General features: G+C 54.2%; 15 protein-coding genes and 2 pseudogenes. 10 read left to right on the forward strand and 7 right to left on the reverse strand.

Features of this window, described 5'->3' with window-relative positions:
- Nucleotides 1-34 precede the first annotated feature (34 nt).
- A complete protein-coding gene (locus B9Z39_RS09115) occupies nt 35-1,402 on the reverse strand; it encodes an AmpG family muropeptide MFS transporter (RefSeq protein WP_108301461.1) in 1,368 nt (455 codons plus the stop codon).
- A gap of 38 nt (nt 1,403-1,440) precedes the next feature.
- On the opposite strand from B9Z39_RS09115, the gene B9Z39_RS09120 reads away from it, so the two are divergent.
- From B9Z39_RS09120 to B9Z39_RS09160, 10 genes are all read left to right on the forward strand, one after another.
- On the forward strand, nt 1,441-2,274 hold the full coding sequence (locus B9Z39_RS09120; RefSeq protein WP_108301462.1) for a M48 family metallopeptidase: 834 nt from the start codon (nt 1,441-1,443) through the stop codon (nt 2,272-2,274).
- A gap of 623 nt (nt 2,275-2,897) precedes the next feature.
- Nucleotides 2,898-3,536 carry a TcpQ domain-containing protein gene (locus tag B9Z39_RS09125; protein ID WP_233248965.1) on the forward strand — a complete coding sequence of 213 codons (639 nt, stop codon included), beginning with the start codon at nt 2,898-2,900 and terminating at the stop codon, nt 3,534-3,536.
- A gap of 18 nt (nt 3,537-3,554) precedes the next feature.
- On the forward strand, nt 3,555-5,198 hold the full coding sequence (locus B9Z39_RS09130; protein ID WP_146183303.1) for a hypothetical protein: 1,644 nt from the start codon (nt 3,555-3,557) through the stop codon (nt 5,196-5,198).
- Between the two features lies 1 nt (nt 5,199).
- A complete protein-coding gene (locus tag B9Z39_RS09135) occupies nt 5,200-6,678 on the forward strand; it encodes a type 4b pilus protein PilO2 (RefSeq protein WP_108301464.1) in 1,479 nt (492 codons plus the stop codon).
- Nucleotides 6,665-7,255: a hypothetical protein gene (locus tag B9Z39_RS16895; protein WP_146183304.1), complete on the forward strand. Its 591-nt coding sequence runs from the start codon at nt 6,665-6,667 to the stop codon at nt 7,253-7,255. Before B9Z39_RS09135 ends, B9Z39_RS16895 begins: the two co-directional genes overlap by 14 nt.
- 8 nt (nt 7,256-7,263) lie before the next feature.
- Nucleotides 7,264-9,153, forward strand: a complete 1,890-nt coding sequence (locus B9Z39_RS09140) for an ATPase, T2SS/T4P/T4SS family (RefSeq protein WP_108301465.1) — start codon at nt 7,264-7,266, stop codon at nt 9,151-9,153.
- A complete protein-coding gene (locus B9Z39_RS09145) occupies nt 9,150-10,244 on the forward strand; it encodes a hypothetical protein (RefSeq protein WP_108301466.1) in 1,095 nt (364 codons plus the stop codon). Before B9Z39_RS09140 ends, B9Z39_RS09145 begins: the two co-directional genes overlap by 4 nt.
- Before the next feature lie 59 nt (nt 10,245-10,303).
- Nucleotides 10,304-10,963, forward strand: a complete 660-nt coding sequence (locus tag B9Z39_RS09150) for a type 4 pilus major pilin (protein ID WP_108301467.1) — start codon at nt 10,304-10,306, stop codon at nt 10,961-10,963.
- Nucleotides 10,964-10,976: 13 nt separating this feature from the next.
- Nucleotides 10,977-12,245: a hypothetical protein gene (locus B9Z39_RS09155; RefSeq protein WP_146183305.1), complete on the forward strand. Its 1,269-nt coding sequence runs from the start codon at nt 10,977-10,979 to the stop codon at nt 12,243-12,245.
- 26 nt (nt 12,246-12,271) lie between these two features.
- Complete coding sequence (locus B9Z39_RS09160; protein ID WP_146183306.1) at nt 12,272-12,871, forward strand: hypothetical protein; 600 nt, start codon at nt 12,272-12,274, stop codon at nt 12,869-12,871.
- Nucleotides 12,872-12,915: 44 nt separating this feature from the next.
- Here B9Z39_RS09160 and B9Z39_RS09165 read toward each other — a convergent pair whose 3' ends face one another.
- The 6 genes and pseudogenes from B9Z39_RS09165 to B9Z39_RS09190 all read right to left on the reverse strand — a co-directional run bounded on the left by B9Z39_RS09165 (nt 12,916) and on the right by B9Z39_RS09190 (nt 22,768).
- On the reverse strand, nt 12,916-13,554 hold the full coding sequence (locus B9Z39_RS09165; protein ID WP_108301470.1) for an MBL fold metallo-hydrolase: 639 nt from the start codon (nt 13,552-13,554) through the stop codon (nt 12,916-12,918).
- Between the two features lie 383 nt (nt 13,555-13,937).
- Nucleotides 13,938-14,057 (reverse strand): annotated as a pseudogene (locus B9Z39_RS09170) (IS5/IS1182 family transposase); the annotation flags it as partial.
- 291 nt (nt 14,058-14,348) lie between these two features.
- Nucleotides 14,349-15,116, reverse strand: coding sequence for a DUF1353 domain-containing protein (locus tag B9Z39_RS09175; protein ID WP_199221191.1), 768 nt, complete (start codon nt 15,114-15,116; stop codon nt 14,349-14,351).
- A gap of 589 nt (nt 15,117-15,705) precedes the next feature.
- A pseudogene (locus tag B9Z39_RS09180) lies at nt 15,706-16,017 on the reverse strand (IS3 family transposase); the annotation flags it as partial.
- Nucleotides 15,989-17,365 carry an IS30 family transposase gene (locus tag B9Z39_RS09185; protein WP_108301509.1) on the reverse strand — a complete coding sequence of 459 codons (1,377 nt, stop codon included), beginning with the start codon at nt 17,363-17,365 and terminating at the stop codon, nt 15,989-15,991. The gene B9Z39_RS09185 and the pseudogene B9Z39_RS09180, both read right to left, overlap by 29 nt.
- Nucleotides 17,366-17,452: 87 nt before the next feature.
- On the reverse strand, nt 17,453-22,768 hold the full coding sequence (locus B9Z39_RS09190; RefSeq protein WP_108301471.1) for a hypothetical protein: 5,316 nt from the start codon (nt 22,766-22,768) through the stop codon (nt 17,453-17,455).
- Nucleotides 22,769-22,935: the final 167 nt, after the last annotated feature.

Genomic DNA, 22,935 nt, shown 5'->3' on the forward strand with positions numbered 1-22,935 from the left:
AGACGCGCTTGCTGCTCTGTAAAGACTGTGTAAATCAATGTCTGCCCTCAGACGTGTTGGCTTGAACCGGCAGCACGCGTGAAGCCAGCCACACCAGCACCAGCACTGGTGCCCCTAGCAGGGCCGTGCTGGTGAAGAAGGCTTCATAGCCGTGGGCGTCGACATACACGCCGGAAAAGCCAGCCAGCCATTTGGGGGCGAGCAGCATCATGGAGCTGAACAAGGCGTATTGCGTGGCGGAGTAGTTGACGTTGGTCAGGCCCGAGAGATACGCAATGAAGGCCGCCGAGGCGATGCCGCTGGCCAGGTTGTCGGCGGAGATGATCCACACCAGCGCGGTCAGGTCATGCCCACGGGTGGCCAGCCAAGCAAACAGCAGGTTGGTGAGCGCGCTCAAAATGGCACCCAGCATCAAGATGCGCATGACACCCAGGCGCATCGACAACACACCGCCGATGAATGCCCCCAACAGCGTCATGACCACGCCAAACACTTTGGTGACGGCGGCTACCTCGTCTTTGGTGTACCCCATGTCGACATAAAACGGGTTGGCCATGATGCCCATCACCACATCGCTGATGCGGTAGACCGCGATCAACCCCAAGATCAAGGCGGCTTGCCAGCGGTAGCGGCCAATGAAGTCGGCAAAGGGTGCCACCAAGGCCTGTTGCAACCAGGCCCGCAGGTTGCGTGCAGGGGGCGTAGGGCGTTGCGCAGGCTCTGGCGACAGCAACACGGTGAGTACCCCCAGGCCCATGGACGCCGCCATGACGAGGTAAGCGGTTTGCCACGCTGCGTGTTGGTAGCTATTGCTGTCTGTGCCGGAGGCGCGTGCGGCCACCCACAACACACCGGCTCCGGCCCAAATCATGGCCAGTCGGTAACCGGTTTGGTAGGTGGCCGCCAAGGCTGCTTGGCGTTGCTGGTCGGCCGATTCGATGCGGTAGGCGTCAAGCGCAATGTCTTGGGTGGCTGAACCAAAGGCGACCAACAAGGCGCACCACACCACAGGCTCCAGGGCCTGCTGCGGGTCCAGCAGTGCCATGCCTACCAACCCGGCCACAACCACACTTTGCGCCAACAACAACCAGCTGCGGCGTCGCCCCAGCCAACGGTGCAACAGTGGCAACGGCAAGCGGTCGACCAAAGGTGACCACACCCACTTGAAGGCGTAGGTCAAGCCGACCCAACTTAAAAATCCAATCGTGCTGCGGTCGATGCCCGCTTCCCGCAGCCTGAAACTCAAGGTACCTAACACCAACAGCAGGGGCAGCCCGGCCGAAAACCCCAGGCAGAGCATGCGCCACGAGGCAGGCTCCAAGTACACCCGCACCGCATCGTGCCAGCTTTGCGCGGGCTTGGCCGCAGGCTGCGCAGTTGGGGGACTTGTTGTATCGTTCATCGTCCTTATTTTCAGGCTTTCTCAGAGGGCTTTTTGCCATGCGTCTTCAACGTGCTGTTCTCCATGCTTGTTTGGCTTTTGTGTGCTGCGCACCCACCGGTGCGTTGTTGGCGCGTGAAGGCGTGGAGGTGGGGCAAGAGTCGGCGTTTGCCAAACTGGTACCCGCTGCAGAGGTGGAGCAATCGTCCTTGCAGCAATACAGCCAAATGCTCAAACAGGCGGCAGAAAAAAATGCCTTGGGACCTGCCGACCACCCACAAGTGCTGCGCTTGCGCCGCATTGCCAAAGACTTGATTCCACACAGTTATGACTGGAACCCTCGCGCTCGCGAGTGGAAGTGGGAAGTGAACCTGATTGGCTCCAACCAAATCAACGCCTTTTGTATGCCCGGCGGCAAGATTGCGTTCTACACGGGCATCTTGAAGCAACTGGAGTTGACGGACGACGAAGTGGCCATGGTGATGGGCCACGAGATTGCCCATGCCTTGCGCGAACACGCGCGCGAGCGCATGGGCAAGTCGGCCGCCACCAATGGGCTGGCCACCATTGGCAGCACCGTGGCATCGGTGTTTTTTGGCGTCAACCCCAACTTGACCGACTTCGTGGCCAAGCAAGGGGCCAACCTGATCAACCTCAAATTCAGCCGCGACGACGAAACTGAAGCTGACTTGGTGGGCATGGAGTTGGCCGCTCGTGCGGGCTATGACCCGCGTGCGGGCGTGACGCTGTGGCAAAAAATGAGTGCGGCCAGCAAAGGGGCACCTCCGCAGTGGCTCAGTACTCACCCTTCGGGCACGACCCGGATTGATGAAATCCAGGCCAACTTGCCCAAAGTCTTGCCGCTGTACCAGCGGGCCAAAGACAGTAAGTAAGCCCCCCTCTATTACTTAACTTTAGGTAAAGCGCGTGGTCATGGGCCGTGCGTGGCATGGCGCTGCCCGAACTGCTGATGTCGATTTGTTTTGTCAAATCACCTTCAGAAATTTCTCGTATTGGTAAAAATTGATAAAAATGTATCTATAAAACAACTATTTAGAAGATTTAATTAATTAATTAATTTACTCAATGGCGTTTACATAGCGCAAGCCATAACATACATCTAAAGAATTACATTTGATGTAAATATGAAAAATTTAGATACTTTGACTTTACAAAATACGAGCGGTGCTTTGTGTTCCACAGAACCGTCTAAGCCGATGGATTTTTGGGTGACGCTGCAAAAAATGATGCAAGGCCAGTTGCGTGAGTGCGCAAAAGCTAAGGCTGTGACATAGGTGCCTATTGTTCGAGGCGAGAAAGGATTCATTGTGACCGCCACGTTGTCTTGGGCGTTTGTCTCGCTTGATCAGTTGCTCCAATTTTTGGATTCAGAAAACCTGCTTCTGAGAAAAGTGACTGCTAAGTTAATTCCAGGGCTGAGTCAAGTCGGTACAAAACCATGAGCGCCTGTGTTTCATTCTTTCGACAAGGCATAGCCGTTGTGTGCGCTATGTGCATGCTGTCTACGTCCTACGCCAAAGACGAAGCGGGCTTGGAGAGCTTGCAACAACTGGTCACACAGTGGCAACGTGGCGTCGCCTTGGGTGACCTGACCATGCTGTTACCCCTGTATGTCAGGGCTGACCAAGCTAAGGTGACCCAAGCACTTCCATATGTGAAAACTGGACAAGCGACCTTGCCGTTTGCTGCAGTAATGGTAGACGGTCGTTGGCTCATGCGCGGCGATGACATTCAAGAGCCTGATCCCCGAACAATCTCGCAGGTTGAACCTTTGGCGACGATCACGACGCCAGCAATTTCAGTTCAGGCCGTAGTACCCGCGTCAGTGACGATGCCCGTGTCTTCCATGCAAGTGCAAACCTATTCGTTGGGGATGTCTGACCAGAATTTTCGCAAGGTATTGACGCGTTGGGCCAATGTTTCGGGTTGGATGTTTGAGCCAGAGCACTGGAGCGTAGCGCGAGACATTCCAGTCAGTGGCGTTGACTCTGTGGTGAGCGATTTCAAAACAGCCGTGAGGCGCTTGTTGAAAAGCACGTTGTTGACTGATTTGCCCGTGCAGCCTTGTTTTTATTCGAACAAGGTGTTGCGTGTGATTCCTGCGTCTGAGCTTTGCTCGCGGTCAGAACACTAAATTAAGCAGAGCCGAGCAATGAAACGCATACCGTATCTTTTGCTAGCAGGGGCCATGCTCTGTGCCACGGGTTGCGGCACACATGTTGCTGTGCAACAGATCAAGGCCGACAACGCTGATGCAGCAGAAACAGCCTTGGCAAACCAACGCATCGCAATAAAAAGAGCAAAGAACTATTCACCGCAAGTGTTGGAGCAACAAGAGGTAGACGAACCATGGCTGGCGGGAAAAAGTGTTCCGCTGGCACGTGATGTGTCACTCCCTGCGGTGCTCAGAACACGTTTGCATTTGAGCGGTCAAGGTGTGGATGTGTTGGGTCAAACCAAGGTCACGGTCATCTCCCCTGAATGCAATCCGAGCACGTATACCTTGCAGCGTTTGGCCAGTTGCATCATGTCCTTGGTGGGCGTGCCTGTTCGCATTGCGCCCGATGCATTGCAGCCCGCTTCGCAGTTTGCTATGCGCAGAGCAGGTGGCGCATCCGTGGGGGCGGCCCCTGCCAGCGGTGCCACTGCTTCTGGACAAGCGGAATTGTTGAGCGTCGCACCCGTCGAGATGGATCTCAACACCTTGCTTGATTTAGCAGACGCCACGTGGGGTGTGCACCACCGCGTCAGCGACAACGGAACGATTGAAATCTATCGGCTAGACAGCCGCGTGCTGCGTCTCAAAGCACTGGCGCAAAAAATTCCTTCCACCGTCACAACTTCGGCTGGTTTCAAAGACGAGTCAAGAACTACCTACGAAAACACAGCGACTGATGCGTTGACCAGCATGAAAGCATCGCTGATGGCCTTGGGAACGATGGCAGGGACCTTGGAAATTAATCCCGAGAGCAAATCGGTCATCGTCATCGACACCCCCCCCGCCATCGCTCGAATGGAAGCTTACTTGGACTCTGAGAATAAACGTCTCACAAGACGCATCACCCTGATCTTTGAGGAGTTGTACGTCACCAGCAAACAAGGCCGTGAAACTGCCATCGACTGGAATGTGTTGTATACAAAAACCAACGGTGCAACTGGAAGTTTGACCTCGCCCGGTAGTTTGGTTTCAGACAACGTGGGCAAGACGGGGTTCAGTGCTGCAACCATGGGCGACTACGCTGGATCGACGGGCTTCATCAAAGCCCTGGATGAAATGGGCATGACGGTCACGCGCAGAACCTTTCCTATTTCGACCTTATCGGGCAACGCACAAACTATCGGTTTGCCTACCATTTTTGACTATGTTGCGTCCGTCACCAGCAGTACGTCATCGGGTACTACCGGGACGTTCAGCGCACCCACCATCACACAGAAAGAAGACAAATACGGCGTGTTTTTGACGGTGACACCCGAAGCGCAAGACGATGGCCAAATTTTGATTGGTCTCACCATGGCTGACAGATCGGGTACTTTGTCCGGCTATACCGTTCAAGTGAATGGCGCGGGAACCACTGTCCAACAACGCAATATCAAAGAGGCCAATCTAACGGCACGCACCGTGGTGAGAAATGGCGTGACTCACATGATAGGGGGCTTGGATGAAGCATTGAGTGATGGCGCTTCGCGTCGCTTAGACGAAAACGCACCTATCGTCTTGGGTGGCTCGGATGCCACCAGTCAATCCAAGCGACACATGGTGTTGTTGGTCACCGCTATCGCCGAGGACAGCATTTAATATGGCGGCCCTTTCTTTATCAAGTTTGTGGCCTAAAAAAGGGCTAACCAAGGCCTTGCCATCGATCCGCGAGGCAGATCGACTGGCAGCACGCACCTTGCAGTTTTTGCAGAGCGCCAATGGAAGTCGCACGTTGGTATTGGGCTTGAATTGGCGCGCCATTTTGATTTCTGGCGGTGTCAATTCTGCGCTTGAGAAAGCACGCCAAGCCGGTGCAACGCACTACTGCATGGTTGGGGTACAAACCGTGGCCTACGGAAAGGTGCCATCAAATAAAAACCAAGCCCTCATTCCCGAGAAAGCTTATCCGGCAGCTTTGCTTGCGAGCCGAATGACTTCAAGTGAAGGCTTTTTTGCACTCACATTGAGTTCTACCGAAGTCTGGGTGGTGGCCATTCGCAACGGCAGGCCGCATGGATTTGATGAGGTATTGATCGACCCGTCTGGTAATTTGGCGGGCCTTACACGCGATTGGTTACTTACCAAAACAGACCAATGTGCCAGCGCCAGTGTCTACACCGACGTCGATATTGGGCTGATGGACGTCAAGCCGCAGCCGTGTTCATTGGCGAGCTTGATGTCGTCGACTGCAATGGCCAGCGATATCTTGCGGGTGCTTCCACCCAGCAGTTGGTTGACAAAAATTCAAATTCCTAAGCCAGTGATGCAACTTGGCGGTGTCGTGGTCGTCTTGTGGTTGAGCAATTACGCCTACGAGCTATGGAATGCTCATGCCAAAGAACAAGCGGAAGTCGCGCTTGCTGTCTTGCAGAAGCAGTCAGACGATCCCATCCTGCGGTGGCGGCAGGTGTTGGATGAATTAAGTGCTTCCCACGTCGATCCCAATGCAGAAAATTTTTCCGAAGTGAGAAAACGCTTAGGACAGTTACCCGCAAATTGGAAAAACTGGAAATTGCTCTCTGCATATTGCAAGGCACAGTCAGTCGTGGCTCGCAAACAAACTTGGAATTGTTCAGCCAGTTATGGTCCGCAAACAAGTGTAGATGTTGCAACCAATCTGGAATTGAATGCGGCTGCACCTGAAGGGTTCAAGGCGAAATTCGTGACCATGAAACAGGCTTCTTTGGAGTGGTCTGTGACAGGCAATGTACAGCCACTGAACATCAGCAAGCTACCGACCCGACAGGTGCATTTGCTAGATACAACCTCGCTGTTACAACGCTATTCACCTGTCATGTCGTCCGTTTCTGAGGTTGTATTTACGTCGTTGAAAGTGACGCCACCTAAAACGAGTCTTGGCACAGAAATTATCAAGCCTGCCAATTTGTATGTTCCTAGCGAAGCGCCACTGACGATTCGAGGCCCTTTGCGAACCATTGACGCTCTTGTGCAGCGCGATCTCAGTGCGGAGTGGCGGGCGATTTCTTTTTCATACATTGAAGGTGGTATCGACAAAGACCGCCCACTCAGTTCTGTATTGGAAGCTCAGCTAGATGGAGTGCTCTATGCAAAGGATTGAACGTTCTGTTTTCGTGTTTGCACTGTCTATGTGTTGCCACATCTATTTACCAGTCGTATGTGCACAATCCACGCCAGCGATCACCAGCACTGACACCGTCGAGGCGTTGTTACAAGCAGAGAACAAAGCCATCATGCAGCGCGTCAATGCGACGAATCGGCAAAGTGTTGCCCAAGGGGCAGCAAACTCCCAAGCAGCCCTGGTCAACAGAGAACTTGCTTTGTTGTCGGTCTATGGCGTCTCTTCCGATTTACGCATCGATGTGAAATATGGTAACTTCATTTATGTAGGCCTCACCCCAGGTCAAAAAGCAGGCCCACTTCAAGTGGTGTCTATCGACGGAGTGTGTGCTCAGCTCTTGATCTCGCAAGAAGACCATCGACCAGTTCGACAGTGCTGGTCACAACTGGTGGCGAACCGTCAGTCGATGCCATCCCCGGCAAAGTCTGATCCAGTTCAAAACACCCCTTTACCCAGTGGCATGAATTTGCCTTCCCTGCCTGGGGTTGCTGGTTTTCTAGGTCTCGAGCGCGGTGTAATTCCTTCGTCCCTCCCCCTGCCGTCGGTGCCTCAATAGGCTCTCGCATGTTTGCATTCAGTCACAACAAAGAAAAGTCGAACACCGACGGACGGTTGTCCCGACTTGTCGTGCGCACGCTTGACCCCACCAGCACCGAGACTGCAAAGGAGGCGACGCAGTCTTTTGATCGACAGGCCTGGATGCAAATCGGTACCTACCGATTTGCCAAACAGGTGGTTGAACGTGTAGAGGACATGGCCCATGTACCGTTTGAAGCTTGCTTGAACGCCAAGTTGTCGTTGTCTTCGCATTTATATGTGTCTGTGGCGATTATTCAGGCCTCGAAAGTCAATAAAAAAGCTGTGTTGCTTGTTGCACCCAGCGTCAGCCTTGAAGAGATCAATAGTTTTGTAGAAATACTTAGCGAGCATGATTGGTCGTTGCCTGATGAAGGCATTGGTGTTTGGCGTGCTGCGCCTTCCATCCTCATCGCGGTAAACCAAGGCCACATGGGTAACCAGCAAAACGCGGGCGTTCAACAAGGAGAAAGTAGCAAGAGCGCGTTGTGGCAATCGTTTGTGGATGTCACGCAATGGGCATTCGACCAAGGCGCAAATGACATTGACTTTGCTGTGCACAGTTATGAGTCGATGTCCCAAGTGGCGTTCAAGATTGATGGACGGTACTTGCAACCTGAGCGTTGGCGTTTGCCTACCGACACCATGCTGCAAATGCTCGGCATTGCGTGGCAACGTGGCGATGGTGGTAGTGACGCCACATTTCAACAGCGCATTGAACAGCAATGTCAGCTGGAAATTGATTTGGCCAACAATGTGCATGTCCGCTTGCGTTGGTCGGGCATGGCCACGGACAAAGGCCCCGTTATCACCTTGCGTTTACAAAAACTAGGCGCATCGGCCATGGTAAGAACACTAGAAGGTGCCGGTTATTTGCCGTGGCACATGGACGTTTTCCATCGTGTGCTGCAAACCAAAGGTGGTTTGACCACGTTAGCGGGCACGGTTGGGTCAGGCAAATCAGTGACCACAGCTATTTTGATGTGCATGTTGCCGAGTCACATCAAAAAAGTGACGTTTGAAGATCCGGTGGAATTGGACATGCCGGGTGTTTACCAAAAAACCATCATCCGTGATTTGGTGCAAACAGGCGAGGGTTCCAACTCGTCATTCGCGGCAGGTGTTCGTGCTCTGTTTCGTTCAGCCTTGGATGTTTTCATGTTGGGTGAGATTCGTGACCCCGAGGGCGCACGGGTAGCACGTGCTGTGTTGGAGTCTGGGCACTCGGTATTCACCACCACCCATGCGCCTAGCGCATTAGGTATTTTTTCGAAATTCATCAGTCCTCAAGTCGGTATCCCGGTGGATGTGCTGGCTACACCTGGCAACGTACGTTTGAATGTTTACCAAACACTGTTGGCAAAAAACTGTCCGCATTGTGCGTTGTCGCCGAATGACTACGTCCTGGATTTCAAGCTTGATTCTTTGACTTTGAGCGGTCACCAACAATACATGGAGCGGTTTGAGCGGCTGTATCAGTTTGACCGCAACAAACTGCGGTTGCGCAACCCTAATGGCTGTATGCATTGCGTCAACAAAGACTTGCCCGCACTTACTGGTTTTTCAGGTCGCACCATTGCGTGCGAAATGGTCGAGCCTGATGACAACATGTGCGAGTTGTTGTTAGCGGGTAATCATGTGCAACTGTTTCGTTACTGGCGAGAGTTGTCGAATAACCAATTCGACAGCCCGGACTTCACTGGTAAAACGGCGATGGAGTCAGCTATCTATAAAGCGTCATGTGGCGAAGTAGACCCTAGAGAAATAGAGCGTCAGTTTGAAAGCTTTGCCGCGATTGAGCACAAGCGTGCTGTTGCGCAACGTCCCCGTGTTTCTGTCGTGCAGCCTCAGACACAAGTGCCCGCAGGTCTCTCATGAGCAGTGCATTGACCTTGGCGCAAAAGCGCGCGGTTAAAAAGTTTCATAAGCAGCGTGCCGATTACTACGAGGACATGGCGTCGCTGCTGACCACTACCAGCCGCAAAATGTTGTCCATTTTTGAGGCCGATGCGCAGCGTTTTGCAGGCACACCCAGGGGCGTGTTGGCTACCCTCTGGGCGCAACGCTTCATCGACAACGGGGCTGACTTGGCCATGGCCTGGCAGGGCAGCTTGCCCGACGCTGAAGTTGCCATTTTGCAAGTCCAGCAACAAGCGGGCAGTGACGCTGTGCCCTCTGCACTGCGCGACCTCGCCGTGATGGCTCGCTTGGTGGACCGCATGCGTGCGGCGGTGATTACCACTTTGGGCGTGGGCCTGTTGGCCTTGGGCCTGGCGGCGGGGGCTTTGACGGTGTTGCCGGGTTATGCCATCAACGCGGTGAAGCAAGCCATGGACATACCGGTGGCCCACTGGGGCCCCATGGGCAAAGCGATGTTGGCGTGGGATACCACGGTCAAAACCTATGCGCTGCCGTTTGCTGCTTGCTTGGGCTTGGCGCTGACTTGGTTGGTGTGGTCGTTCAACAACTGGGTCGGACCTTTGCGCAATGTGGCAGACCGAACCATCGTGCTCTACAGCATGCAGCGTGACGTGGCCGCTGTGCGATTTTTGATGACGCTCTCAACCCTGACCCAGCGGCGTGGCAACGTGATGCACACCTTAGAAGATGCCTTGCTGAACTTGACGGAGAGCCAGGTGTCGGTGTGGTTGCGTTGGCGCATTGAACAAATTTTGGAACGCATTGCAGACACTGGGGCCACCACCTGTGAGGTGTTTGATGTGGGTCTTTTATCACAAGATATTTTTTGGCGGTTACGTGATGTTGAAGAAGGCCGTGGCTTTGCCACGGCATTTCAAGTGACCAGTGAATACGTGGCCGCTGACTTGGTGCCCCGGTTGATCAACAACCTCAGCCGTTGGCGCTGGGTTTTATTACTGCTCGGCGTGGTTTGTACCGGGGGCATGTCCTTCTGGATTCAGGCTGTCAGCTTTGAAATGAAAGGAGCCGCCATGAGCTATATGCAATGACCTTGACTCCTTGTTAACCAAATCTCTAATTGTTTTAAAAATTTCAAAAGGACTACATCATGACTATCGAAATCGCAACTGCACCTGAAGCCGTTATTGACACACCGCGCAAAAAGTTGAAACAAAAAATGCGTGGCTTCACCCTCATTGAGCTGGGCATTGTCTTGACCATTGTGGCCATCTTGGCTTTGTTTGCAGTGCCTCGCGTGCAAGGCTATCTGATTGGCGGTAAGGTTCAGCCTACAGCTACTGAAATTGGAGCGGCAGTTGGGCGGATTCGTGCGAATGCTTCTGCCAATGCTGCTGCGGCACAGCCTTATGTTGGCATCGGAATTGACGCACTGGCGCGAGCTTTAGATAACCGTGCAAATGCACTGATACCTACAGTGGCTGCGTTACCCGCAAACTCGACTGTTCTGCATCGACTTGGTGCTAACGGGGCCAACACGGCTGTGGCAGCTTTGCAAACTGGACTTGCAGCAGCGGGTGGTGCTGCGGGAGATTCATTCTCTATCACATTTAATAACGTGAGTGATGCTGCATGCCCAGAATTCGCTTCTGCGCTACAAGCACAAACGGAGATCACGACCATCAACGGTACTACCGTGAAATCTACGGTTAATTCTGTTAACGCTAATGCGACAGCCTATAACGGTACAACAGCGCAAGCTGCTTGTGCAGCGGGTAATAACAATACATTCGTGTTTACTTTCCGTTAATTAACGGTAATAGATGCGCAGTCGTAGCTTGTTTCACGCAAGTCAGGCAATATGTTTAGCCTTGCCGTCGCGCGTTGAGGCGCGACAGCGCATAGCCAAAGGCTATTTGCTGCTGGAGTTGGCGATCACGCTGATGTTGGTAGGCGTGATCGCGATCTATACCCGCTCTGTGGCACTGCAAGAAATGGACGATGTGGTTGCCGCAGCAACGGGTACCTATGTGTTAGCCGGTGCGGCTGGTCTGGAAACGTATGTCATGGCCAACACGACTGCACTGACGAATGCGCAAGCGGTCACGGGTGTAGCGATTGCTTTGCAGCCCACCTTGGTCGAGTTACAAGCTTTGACAGTGAACAACAGCCCCATGCTGCCTAACACCTTCCCTGTTTTGTCACCAACAAAGCAGGCCTTGCAGTTTGACATCCAGCGCATTACGAACGCTGCTGGTGCGGTTGAGCTTCGAGCTACGGCATGCCTGAATGCGCCTTTGAGATGGCGCGGTGGCTATAGAGATGATTTGGTCACTGTTGCTATGCAGTCCATGTCTGGCAGAGGGGGGCGCAGTGTGATCGCTGATAGCGGTGCCACCATCCGTGGCGCTTTGATGGCAACAGGTTCGGGTGTATTGCCTAACCCTGTGGCGGGCACGCCGGTTGGTATTTTGTGTTCGGTTAATTTGTTGAGTAACGCTTTTTACAGTTCTTTTGCGCGTCAACAAGATGGACGAATTTTGAATTTTTCTGGAGTTGTCAATGCCACGGGCGTTGTCAATGCGACAGGCACCTTAGCCATTACAAGCGTTGCAAGCGGTGCCTCTTGCGCCGCCTCAGGTGCGATTGCATGGGTGCAAAGCGGCAGCGCCTTTTTACCTGCGCGTTGCAATGGGACTGTTTGGGTTGCCGCAGGAGGCGGGTTGCCGATTTCGACAGCAGGTTCTGTTTGTTCGACAACAGGCGGGCTGGCCGCGACAGCGACTGGGGCCACATTGATTTGTCAAGGAACAGGCACTTTGAAGTATGTAGATTTTGTCAGTCGGATGGGGGGGCTGGTGGCGATGGAGTCACGAATTGTTTCTAACGGCTCAACGGTCACTAAGCCCAGTTGTGCCGTTTCAGGTGCCAATTCGGCCATTTATTTATTTCCCATGACTGATGTGCAAACCAACCAAATTGTGTACAGGAGTGCAACCGATAACACCACGTATTGGACGATTTCAATTGCTGATGCCAACAGTGCGGCGATTCAGGGCGATGCACTCGCGATGACGTATTGTGTTTATTGATGTTTCAACTGGAAATGAGGAACTGTATGAAAAACTTAAAACTGTGTGCTGACTATTTCACAGCCATTGCGCTGACCATGTTGTGTGCTGCTTCCGTCCACTCCGCGAGTACGGTGGTGATGGATTTCACACGCTCGAATCTTGGCGGGGGCACGGCAACGGTACCCAGTAAACCAAGCATCACATGTGATACCAACCTGACATGGACGTGCTTGTTCACGGCAACAGACACTTTGTCATATCGCTATGTCGATAACGTCGCTTTGGCGCATATCAATGCGGATGGCAGCATCTATTTGCAGGAAATGAGCAGCGATGCCACAGCGAGCACCGCCGATTACTGGAGTGTGACCCTACCTGCTTGGTATGTCAGCAATGGCTTGACCAGTTATTCATTGGTTGGGACCGATTGCACATTCACCATCAAGCCTACTATCACAGCTGGCTCAGTATCGGACTGGACCTTGTCTGTCCGGGGTAAAACGACAACGGTCAGTACGGGACCAAAAGGCACTACCACGACAACCAATACGTGCGGCGGCGATGTGGACCAATCAGGCTCGGGCAAAGCCAAGCCTTCAAAAGTAAAAACCGGGGCTTCAGGCAAAGGCCCAGGACCTAAGTGATCGACCGATGTCAAAGCGCATTTTGACGGTTGCAGAGTTTCTGCTCAGGTCCCACCCACATAAGGGTTGCTCACACGCTCGCGGCCAAATGTGCTTTCAGGTCCGTGCCCTGGGATGAACACTGTGTCGTCACCCATGGGCCATAGCCGCTGAGTGATGCTGTCGATCAAGTCTTGGTGGTTGCCTCTTGGAAAGTCGGTGCGGCCTATGCTGCCTGCAAACAGCACATCGCCCACAAACGCACGTTTGATCTCTGGCGAATAAAACACCACATGTCCTGGTGTGTGGCCTGGGCAGTGGCGCACTTGCAGTGTGTGCGCACCCAGGGTGACGGTATCACCGTCATGCAGCCAACGCGTGGGCGTGAAGGCACGCGATGGCGGGAAACCATAACTCGCTGCAGCCTGCGCCAACCCGTCAATCCAAAACTGATCGTCTTCTTGTGGGCCGATGATGGGAAGCCCCAAGCGCTCAGCCAATTCGGCGGTGCCACCTGCGTGGTCGATGTGGGCATGGGTGATCCAGATTTGTTCTAGCGTCAAGCCAAGTTGTTTGACTGCAGCCAGCAACACATCCAAGTCACCACCTGGGTCAATGATGGCCGCCTGCATCGTTTCATCGCACCACACGATGGAACAGTTTTGCTGGAAAGGTGTGACGGGGATGGTTTCGTACTGGAGCATGTTGCCAATATATGGGATCTGATAACAAAGTTTAGAACTTGACTTCATCTGTCAAAAGACGAAATCAGGTCAAAAAATCTTTGTAAAAGTGTCGAATATCTGTGCCCAGTAGAGACAGATGCCTAATCTTTTGTGAGTCAATGTCTAGAACTGCGTTGATTGAAAAGGCATACGGCTTGTAAGTTCAGGGATGGGCTGAGCCGTTCTCATCAGTGACTGTTTAAGGCAGAGTGCCGCCCTTGGCACAGAACGAATCTGTTGTCCGCAATCGCTGGAGGCTTTGTGAAAACCCTCTCTCTGCTCGAAGTCGAACTGGGTAGAGTTCACAGACATATTGAACACGGGAGTCAATATGTCGAGATACATCGAGGGTCAGGACAGGCAGGTAGATCGCGCCACAGTATGCCAGCGCGGTATCGGTAAAGCACCGCCTCGATAAACAGCCGACTGTCCTTGGCGGTGACACCGACGTGTCTCGGGCGTCCCAGCAGTAGTTCTTTGATGCGCTCCTATTGGTCGTCTCTCAATGCGTATCTGCGTCCCATCGCTTTGTACCCGTTGTTGCAACACGCATTGAACGTTCGACATCACCAGAATGATGACACGCCCTAGTTTTTCATTGCTCCAGTTACGACTTGCTCATCGAACGTGAAACCATCAGTTTTTGCCTTTGCGCTCAAAATTTGACATCTTTAGATGGTCGAATTCATGACTTGTTCCAATTAGTTGCTTGGTGCCAGATCCAGGGCGTGCGCAGGCAAAGCGATTCAGTCTTTCGTCGCTTTGGTCAGGACTTATTCACTCTTAACATCGACTTTGCGAGTGACATACGAAACCGTGATCAAGTCACCCAATTCGTTATAAAAACTTTTGGTGCTGGCGGGCCTAGTTGCATCAAAAGGTACGTTGGTTGAGTCCCCAAACTTGCAATATGGCAGGTCTTTGCTGACCCTTGGGTCGCGAACTCCTTTTTTATACATGGCGGCACGTTGATTATCCCAATCGATTCCAGGAGGAATATTTCGCCACTCAGGCGGGGCAATCTTTGGCAGGCCAATTGCAAATTCATTCTTGTTGTTGTCCCAGCTCTTCTGGCCACCAACCACCACGCCGGTATACACCGCACCGCCTTGAAGCCAGCCCACATCACTCTCTTTCATAGCGATCGCCAACAAATTGTCAGACTGCTCCTTGGAGCAGCTCTGTGACCAATACAGGTAGTCATGAATGATTGCAGCTCGTGTGTACTTATCAATGGGCGACAAGCCAAAGGACCACAGCGCCTGTGGCACGCTGGCCAGGTCGGTGACGAAGCCAGCTGGAACCGTGACGAACACACCTGTGTTACCAATTTCCCAACGCATGTCTTCTTTGAGCATGAAGACCCTAAAGTCAGCAAAGCTTGTGACTGTTGGATGGGGCGGTATGGCTTTCTTTGGTGATCGCACTGGAGATTGGGCTGCACAAGAAGCACTCAGAGTGATGATCCCGAGAAGTAAGGCATTCTTGAGTGAATGAACCAGCCACCATGACTTGCTTCTGGCCATGTCAATGAAGAACATAGGATTCCTTTCTGCCATGTGTTCTTTTTTACCATTAAGAAAACATTTTCGAAAGGCGCAAGCACCCAACAGGGTGTTTTTCTTTAAGCGTTAGACCGTCGGCACTCCTCTGAATTGATTTTTACCAGGCCTCGTCTTCGTCAGTGGGGTCATTGAGCATTCATCAAATATGTGCCATACTTTTCGCATGCCTAAAGCATCTACCAGCCCCGCTAAAAAAGCCGCTCACAAACGAATTGCAGTTCGTGCGAAGAAAGCTCGTTTCGCAGCCAATGTAAAAGTGGCGTCAGAGGCTCAGTCGTTGGTTGCGACAAAGCCCCTTAAAGGACCAGAAGCCTTGGATCTTCTCAGAGCTATGGGCATCGTCACCCCCAGTGGCAAACTGGCTCTTGCATACAGTTGAGTCACTGTAACTTAGTACTCGCCTATCACGGCTGTGACATCACAATCCGTGATGATCTCGTAAGTGGTCGAATTAAGCTGAAGCGCTCGACCAATAAGTATGACGGTAATCGTCCCCTAGAACCAACGGGCTGAGAAGTAGAATTTTTTCCAACGGATGGATGTCACCCGCTTTCGTAGACATAAATCAACTTCCGGTTTGAAGTTGCTCGAACGCAAGCGGGCTCATTTGGTCAAGATGACTGTGCCTGCGGACTCGATTGTAAAAACCTTCAATGTAATCAAATACGTCTGACTTTGCTTCTTGGCGGGAAGCATAGATGCGGCGCTTGATTCGCTCCTTCTTCAAGTTACTGAAGAACGACTCCGCAACAGCGTTGTCCCAGCAGTTCCCGCGCCGGCTCATGCTGGGCACCAGGTGGTTGTCTTTGCACCAGCGGTTGAACTCATCACTGCCAAACTGGGCGGATTCAACCGGTCGTCGCAACACTTGGTTGTCGAACGGATTTTAGATACTCATTCAAGGCTTCGGCTGGCGTCTTCCAGCCAAGCGTTTTCCGCGGCCTCGTATTCAGGGTGTGAGCTACGGCCTGGATCTCTTGTTCGCTCCACCGAGACAGGTCAGTGCCCTTTGGGAAGTATTGCCGCAGCAGTCCGTTCGTGTTCTCGTTTGTGCCGCGCTGCCATGGACTGTGAGGGTCAGCAAAGAAGACACTCACCCCGGACTCGATCGTGAACCGAGCGTGGTCTGATAGTTCTTTTCCACGATCCCAAGTCAGTGATTGCCATAGCTGGGCCGGAAGGGTGGTCACAGTTTTCTTGAGCGCATTGGCCATGGTGATGGCTCCGTAGCCGGCCAACGGGGGACCGTTCTTCGTCCGAGGACTCAATCCATAGCCATTCTCCCGAGGTAGGTGAACAAGCGTGGTGAATCTGCTTGATCGCTCCACCAGCGTACCAATCGCCGATCGGTTCAGACCAATGATCAGGTCACCCTCCCAATGTCCAGGCACAGCCCGATCTTTCGCCTCTGCGGGCCGACTGGAGATCATCACGTTCTCGCTGACATGCGCCCACGCCTTGGCCTGGGCCCTGGCCCGCGGCACGCGCAAGGCCCGTCCGGTCCTTAGACAACTTACCAATTCGCGCTTGAGGGCGCCTCTGCCTTGAATATAGAGAGATTGGTAAATGGTTTCGTGGGAGATTCGCATAGATTTGTCGTCCGGGAAGTCAATTTGCAGTCGATTGGCAATCTGCTCTGGCGACCAGCCGTTGACCCATTTGCGGTCACCGCGATGGGGTTTGTTGCGCCCCTTGAACGGTGCCTGTTGGGGGCCAGTAATCTCACGTCCATCAGTGCCATGGATTTTGCCTTCCAGGCGGTCTTGAACATATTGGCGCAACTTCGGATGAATCACAAGTTTTGCCGGCTTCGGCCTTCTGGCCACCAGCTCTGCTTTCCACTGCGCAACCGAAGCTCGATACTCGAGTTGGTCACCCCGTGTTGCAGCGTTGCGTGTCAGCTCCCGCGAGACCGTCGAGGGACTCCGCCCGATAAGGCGAGCTATCTCGCGCACGCCGACGTCTTGGGCGCGCAGCAGCCCAATCTCTTCTCGCTCCGCAAACGACAAGTATCTTTCAGAAAGAGGTTTTGACATAAATAATGGCATGCCGCCACGATGGCGGAACCAACGCGAGCCTACCGCCTGCGACACGCCAACCGCCTCTGCAGCTTTCTCGCTCGTAACACCGGTCGCGACCTCTTTCCAGAATCGCCGCTCAATTTCATTTCGATGCGACGGAGCACCTGGTGAGCGCATTGCTCCTCGCCCCGTCACCTCTTGCATCCATCCCGCAGGTCGACCCATAAACACCTCCATTGTTAAAGGTGTTGCGACGACCGGTTGAATCCGCCTAGTGTTCTAGTAATGTCTTTAGCTAACAATACGAACTGACCGGAAAACCTCGCTAAGCTGCACAGCAGCAGCGCGCCTGTCGCCCATGTCAACGAGCCGGTCGAGTGCTCGTAAAAACTTCTGTGCCATCGGCAAGAGCATATGTTGTTGCCGCTCGCTCAGGCGCTGAATCAGCCCCGAAAGCCGCGCCGGCAATTGCGTACCGCGCCATCCAGGCGGTGTTTCCTCTCCGACCAAGAGGTGCTCAAGGTTATCGACGAAGTGCTGAACTGGGTAGTGTTCCAAGCTGTTTTCGCAAAGGTTCATCCAAGCGCGAGCGACAAAAGTGACAGACCCGTGGGCGCTCAATATTGGTTCAAAAACTGGAATCACAACACTAACTTCAGACCAGTTTCGGTTGGCAAAGCGAACTGCGCCACCTGCGTACCTGAAGTCTGAAAAGAAAAAGTGTTTGACGATATCTTCAAGGTCCTGCTCTGCGAGTCCTCCGTGACCAGCGTAGCGCCAGTCCTGACATGCAAGAACGCGCTGGGCGACGACCGCGAGCAACTCCAAGGCGGTTTGAGGAATCTCAGCGCTATCTGCAATTTGGGCAACCAGATGACTGGTGAAACATTCACCGAGACTCGCAAAGGCCTCGTCATTGGCGGCCATGGCAGGTTGCAGGAAACGTCGTGCGCCCTCCTCAACAGGCAGCATTAGTGAGATTCGAGCCAAAAAGCGGTATAGATGACGACGCCACTCGAAGTAGTCTGGACCGTAGTGGTCATCAAGGTCCCTTCGGCTCCTCGCCCACTCAGGCGCGATTCGTTTGACGGTCCACTTGGCCAAGCCCTCGCACCAGTCCAAGAAAAGTGCCGCGTGCAATTGGTCCTCCAATGCGGCCTCCAAAGGAATGACCTGCAGAACCTTCTCCAGAAGCGATGTATCGACGTGCACTGGATTGGTCCGCCACTCGGCATCTGCAGTTCGACCACGTCGGCGGCGAGCTTGAACAGCCTCACCCTCAGTGATGGGTAGCCAAGGCTCCGGCCAGGCCGGAAAAACGTTCGCTACTGGAGCTCCATTTTGAAGACGTTGGAGTTCCTCGTTGATGACGCCCTGAATTCGCGCGTATTGCCGCGTCTCTGCGTCTCCCTCGGGAAGATAGTTAACCTCGAAGAGAGCAAGCGCAGTTGCCAGCCGCAACGCAGCCCACGCGATGTCTGGATACATTGGCCAGGCACTCAGCAAGGAGCCGAATGCTGCGACTGCGATTTCCTCATAGGGATGGGCACACAGCTCCGTTAGAAAAAACTGCAGCGGCTTGACGTCTTCGTCGTCTCCCGCAAGTGTGAACAATGCACCAAGCCCTTTGGTCGCGTAGAGCACCGGATGGTGCATGAGCTTCACGCTCCGGGTGAAAAACTGCTGCGGCACCTCCGGTGTTCTCGCGGCACGAGCGCACACTTCAGCGGCCCATTCGATGTGCGCCTCAGCCTTCTCCAGCAAAAGAATTGCAGCTACACCGGCAACGGCTGATTGACGTTGATGTGCCAACTCTATGTGGTCGTACCCAGTGGCGAAAAGGTCTTCGAAGTCGAGCGCTTTTGCCTCTGTCGCAGCAGCTTCGAGCGTGAGTGACTCCTTCAGCTTACCGTCATCAAAGTAGGAGTAGGTCCAGTTCAAAAGAGTGAGATTGCGCCCCATCTCGCTTTGATGCGCCTGTATCGCCTGGATGTCCTCGTCATTTGCCTTGGGATTTTCGAGAGAGATGACTATTTGGGATTCATCCGGACTGAGCTCTGCGCGATAGTTTTCTGGCTTACCGACTTCCGCCCAAATTTCCGCAGTTCTTGCCAGGTCCGAGCGCACTCCATCGCTCTCCCGCTGCTCGGCGTAGTCAAAGGGAAGGTCCCCCGTAAAGCCCTGGATGGCCGCAGCCGCTTGCGCCCCTAGTGCACCTCCCCTCAGGACCATGAGGGTGCTGAGCGAGCGGATTTCCGTACGACGCACTGGTCGTTCGTTGCCTTCCTTAACAGCCAACCCGTGAAGTCTGTCCTGCGGTTTGAAGAACCCGATGAGGTTTGCCATCTGCGGCCTGTCTTCCACTAGGCGTCGAATGTCCCAATGCCAAAGGCGTTGATTCGTCGCGATAGGCAAACTCACCGCAGAAGTGTGTTGGGTCTGCAGCGCAACCACAGCGGCAATGGCCAGTGCGCCTACAGACTGCTGCCCTTCCAGAACCGCCTTGAGGATGTCGTCTACCGGGGTGCCCTTATCAATTTCTCGAAAAGCCCATGCTTCAAGAGCCATCCAGCCCGAGTTCACGGTTGAAGACCCGAAAAGACCACGCGCACCCAGATAAAGACGGCTGTCGCCCCAGAACACTTGCCTGCCCCACGGAAACTGCATGACGAGCGGGATAGGTGTTCCATCCTTATCGCGGGAGAGACGATGCAACTGCCGCCAAGACCGAATGGAATGGTTGGCAAGTTCCCGAATAAGTCTTCTACCCTGGTCCGGTGCTTGCTGCAGCAGCGAGTGAAACGGCTCCCTTGTCGGCGCCGCAGGGAAAAAGGAGAAGTGATCGTCGATGGAGAGATGGTCCCACTCGAAATGAGTGAAGCTGCGCGAAACCAAGTAGTCCCGACCTCGCCTGTCTTTCTCTAGGTCCACTGGCAGTAACTTGCTCACGACGGTACGAGTAAATTCGGCCAACTCCGCAGGGCAAGCACGCGAAAGAAATGGAGCATGCGTGAACACGGACTTAACGGCCTGACGTGGCATCCGTTCCAAATGGCGCAAATCGCGGAGATATTGAGTGACCAAGGGACCTTGGATGAGCGAAGCATTGAACACTAACGTGCGCAGAGCAGACTCGAGTTCGTCGAGCCCACTCCGCCAGTCCTCAATCTCTGCCCAGACGCCACGATCCGTCGAGAACCCAACGCGATATCGCTGATGCTCGATGTGGTACAGCCAAGCGAGGCAGGTCTGAACAATGCGCTCAGACACCCAGTTTCGGTTGTAGGCGAACCTGTTCTGCCATACCTCGAACGCCGAGACCACGTCGGGAATGACACTGGTCGGTAGGTCTGAGGCGTGGTCCAGAAGCCAGACGCAGAAGCGAGCCCAGGCTGCTACATCCGAAGGGTGCCCCCACATGTCTGCGTACAGCATGCGCTTGGCCAGGTCTAGGTCAGGAGCGTCGGACCTCTCGAGGATGGCAGTATTCGGCTTCGTCTTTTCAGCTTGGTACCAAACGACCACCTTGCGGACCCGCGAGTGGGCAGTGTCGAGCATCGCTCGGTCGAAGGCGGCGGAGTACTGCGCGAACGTCTCCAGGGAGAACGGGCCGGCCATCCACGCGCGCAGCCACTGGGAGCGAAGTCTTCGATTTTCCTCCAAGGCCGCCAAGTGGTTGGCCCAGTTCTCGCCGTGGGCGAGCTCGGCTTGGGAGAGCAGCTCGACGACCCGCCCAAGCGCCGGCGGCTCCCCAACTTCGCGAATAACCTCTGGCCAGGCGTCATCCGCCCGGACCAGATGCTGGAGGAACGCCCATTCGAAGAAGATGTCGTGGGAGAACTGCACGGTATGTCCGCTTCTGACGGGTCGGACGATGCCGTCAGCTTCGAGTTCGGAGAGCACCTGCGCATCGACATCTGCTACAGGAATTCGCCTTCCCAATTGATGTGCACCGGCCTTAGCCAACTGCACCAGGGCATTTCGCCGGTAGCCCGTGCGCGTCGGGTCGACGCCATAGCCGCCGCGCTCCCACCACAGAGCCGCAAGGTCGACCTCAGAAGTGGCGGGAGCATTGGAGGCGTCAACCTCCTTAGCAAGGATTGCCGCAAAGAATGGCCTGCGAACGACTGCGCGAACAGAATCACTTCCGAAAAGAAGGGGCCTCAAAGCGGGCTTGGCTTGCGCGAGCTCCTCAGCCTCATCATCGTCGAAAGAGTCGATGGTCAGCGTCCGCACTCCACTGGAGAACAGACGCGCGGGTAGCCAAGTGCGTAGAGGCTCCATTCCCGTGTCGCGCACGGTGGCCACAACGCACCAGTCTGACAGCAGCTGAGAGGAATGGATGGTGTTCAATAGGTCAAGTAGGACGCCACGGTGTTCGACCTCGACACGGTCAATACCGTCGACAAACAGAACACTGGAGCCGGACGCGGATAGCTCCACCAGAAGCTCTTCCAAGTTGCTGTGCGTCATGCCCGAGGCGGCGGCGTACTGAGCCCACGTGCTCCCGCGCAGGCGGTCGGACTTTAGGAAAAGGACAGCGCCAGAGGCGGCAAGTTGTTCGACCGCCGAGCGGAGGACGACAGACTTGCCCGCACCGGGCATGCCACCAATCTGCACAAACCCAGGCGACTTCGCAGCTTCGACCACCGCTTGAACGCTGGTGTCGCGCGGCACTCTCAAGCCAGAGATGCTGCTCGTGATTTCGGTAGTGGCAAGTCGGCTTTCCTGCTGTATGGCTTGCAGTGCTCCTTGCGCACTCGACGCCCCTGTAAGCCGGAATGCACCGTTCAGACGAGCGACGAGGGTCTTGCGGTCGTACCCTGCAGCGCGCCCTTGCGAAACGCGCACTAACGCCAGCAACCGACGCCATAGGTCGTCAGCGCGAGGACGGTCCACTGGTGCCAAAGTGTTGGCAAGGCTAGCAACTACCTGCGCCTCGGTGGGTGAGCCTTCGGAAAGCAAATCCAGGCGTATGAGGACAAAGTGACCTAGTAGTTTGTGTGTGGCTGCATCAAGCTCGCCAGGAGCCACCTTGGACGAAAGGATGTCGCGAACCGCTTCGAAATGCGAGAGCTTGTCTCCGGCGGCGCCATCTGTTTGCAGCTTACGGACAAACTGTACCGAGGAGCTATCTGCCCGCGCCCACTCACAAAGCGTCTCGAAGCTCCTCTTGGCTGCCTCCGAAATTTCACCAACGATGGCGCCCACCTTGTCCAATGACACCTGAAAACCCGCATTCAAGAGCGTTTCATATGCGCGCTCAATCGTTTCCCTAAAATCAGTATTCGTCTTCGCCGCGCTTATTACCAGCCTACGCTTAACTTGGACACTAAAGGTTATAGAAACTTGGTCGGTACCTTGTGCGCGAACAATAAGGTCGTCCAGCGGTTGTCCGAACGAACCTTGCTGCACAGAGACATGCCTGACGACGCGACCCGGCAGACCTGGAGCTGTCGTTTCGCAAAGCAACGCGGCCACATACACCGAAGAGACAGCATCCTCGAAGCTAAAGCCTTGACCGCCAGTCAGCTCAGGCGAGGTCCCACTTTGTACTTCGTGCGGCGTGCCTGTGGCTTGATCCCCTTGGTCCTTTTTTTTGGCCATTTTTACCACCTAAGTAACTGTTTATTTCTTAATGTTACTCCTTGCATTTGCAGCTTTACTCCGTTCGGGACCCTTTCGCACGATGCTGACCTCGAGTAGAAAGTCAACGTTCGGAGGTTCGCAAGCGGTTCGCCATAGATGCTCAACTTTCTGGGCCAAATCTAAAC

Source organism: Limnohabitans sp. JirII-29, from assembly GCF_003063395.1.
Lineage (GTDB): Bacteria > Pseudomonadota > Gammaproteobacteria > Burkholderiales > Burkholderiaceae_C > Limnohabitans.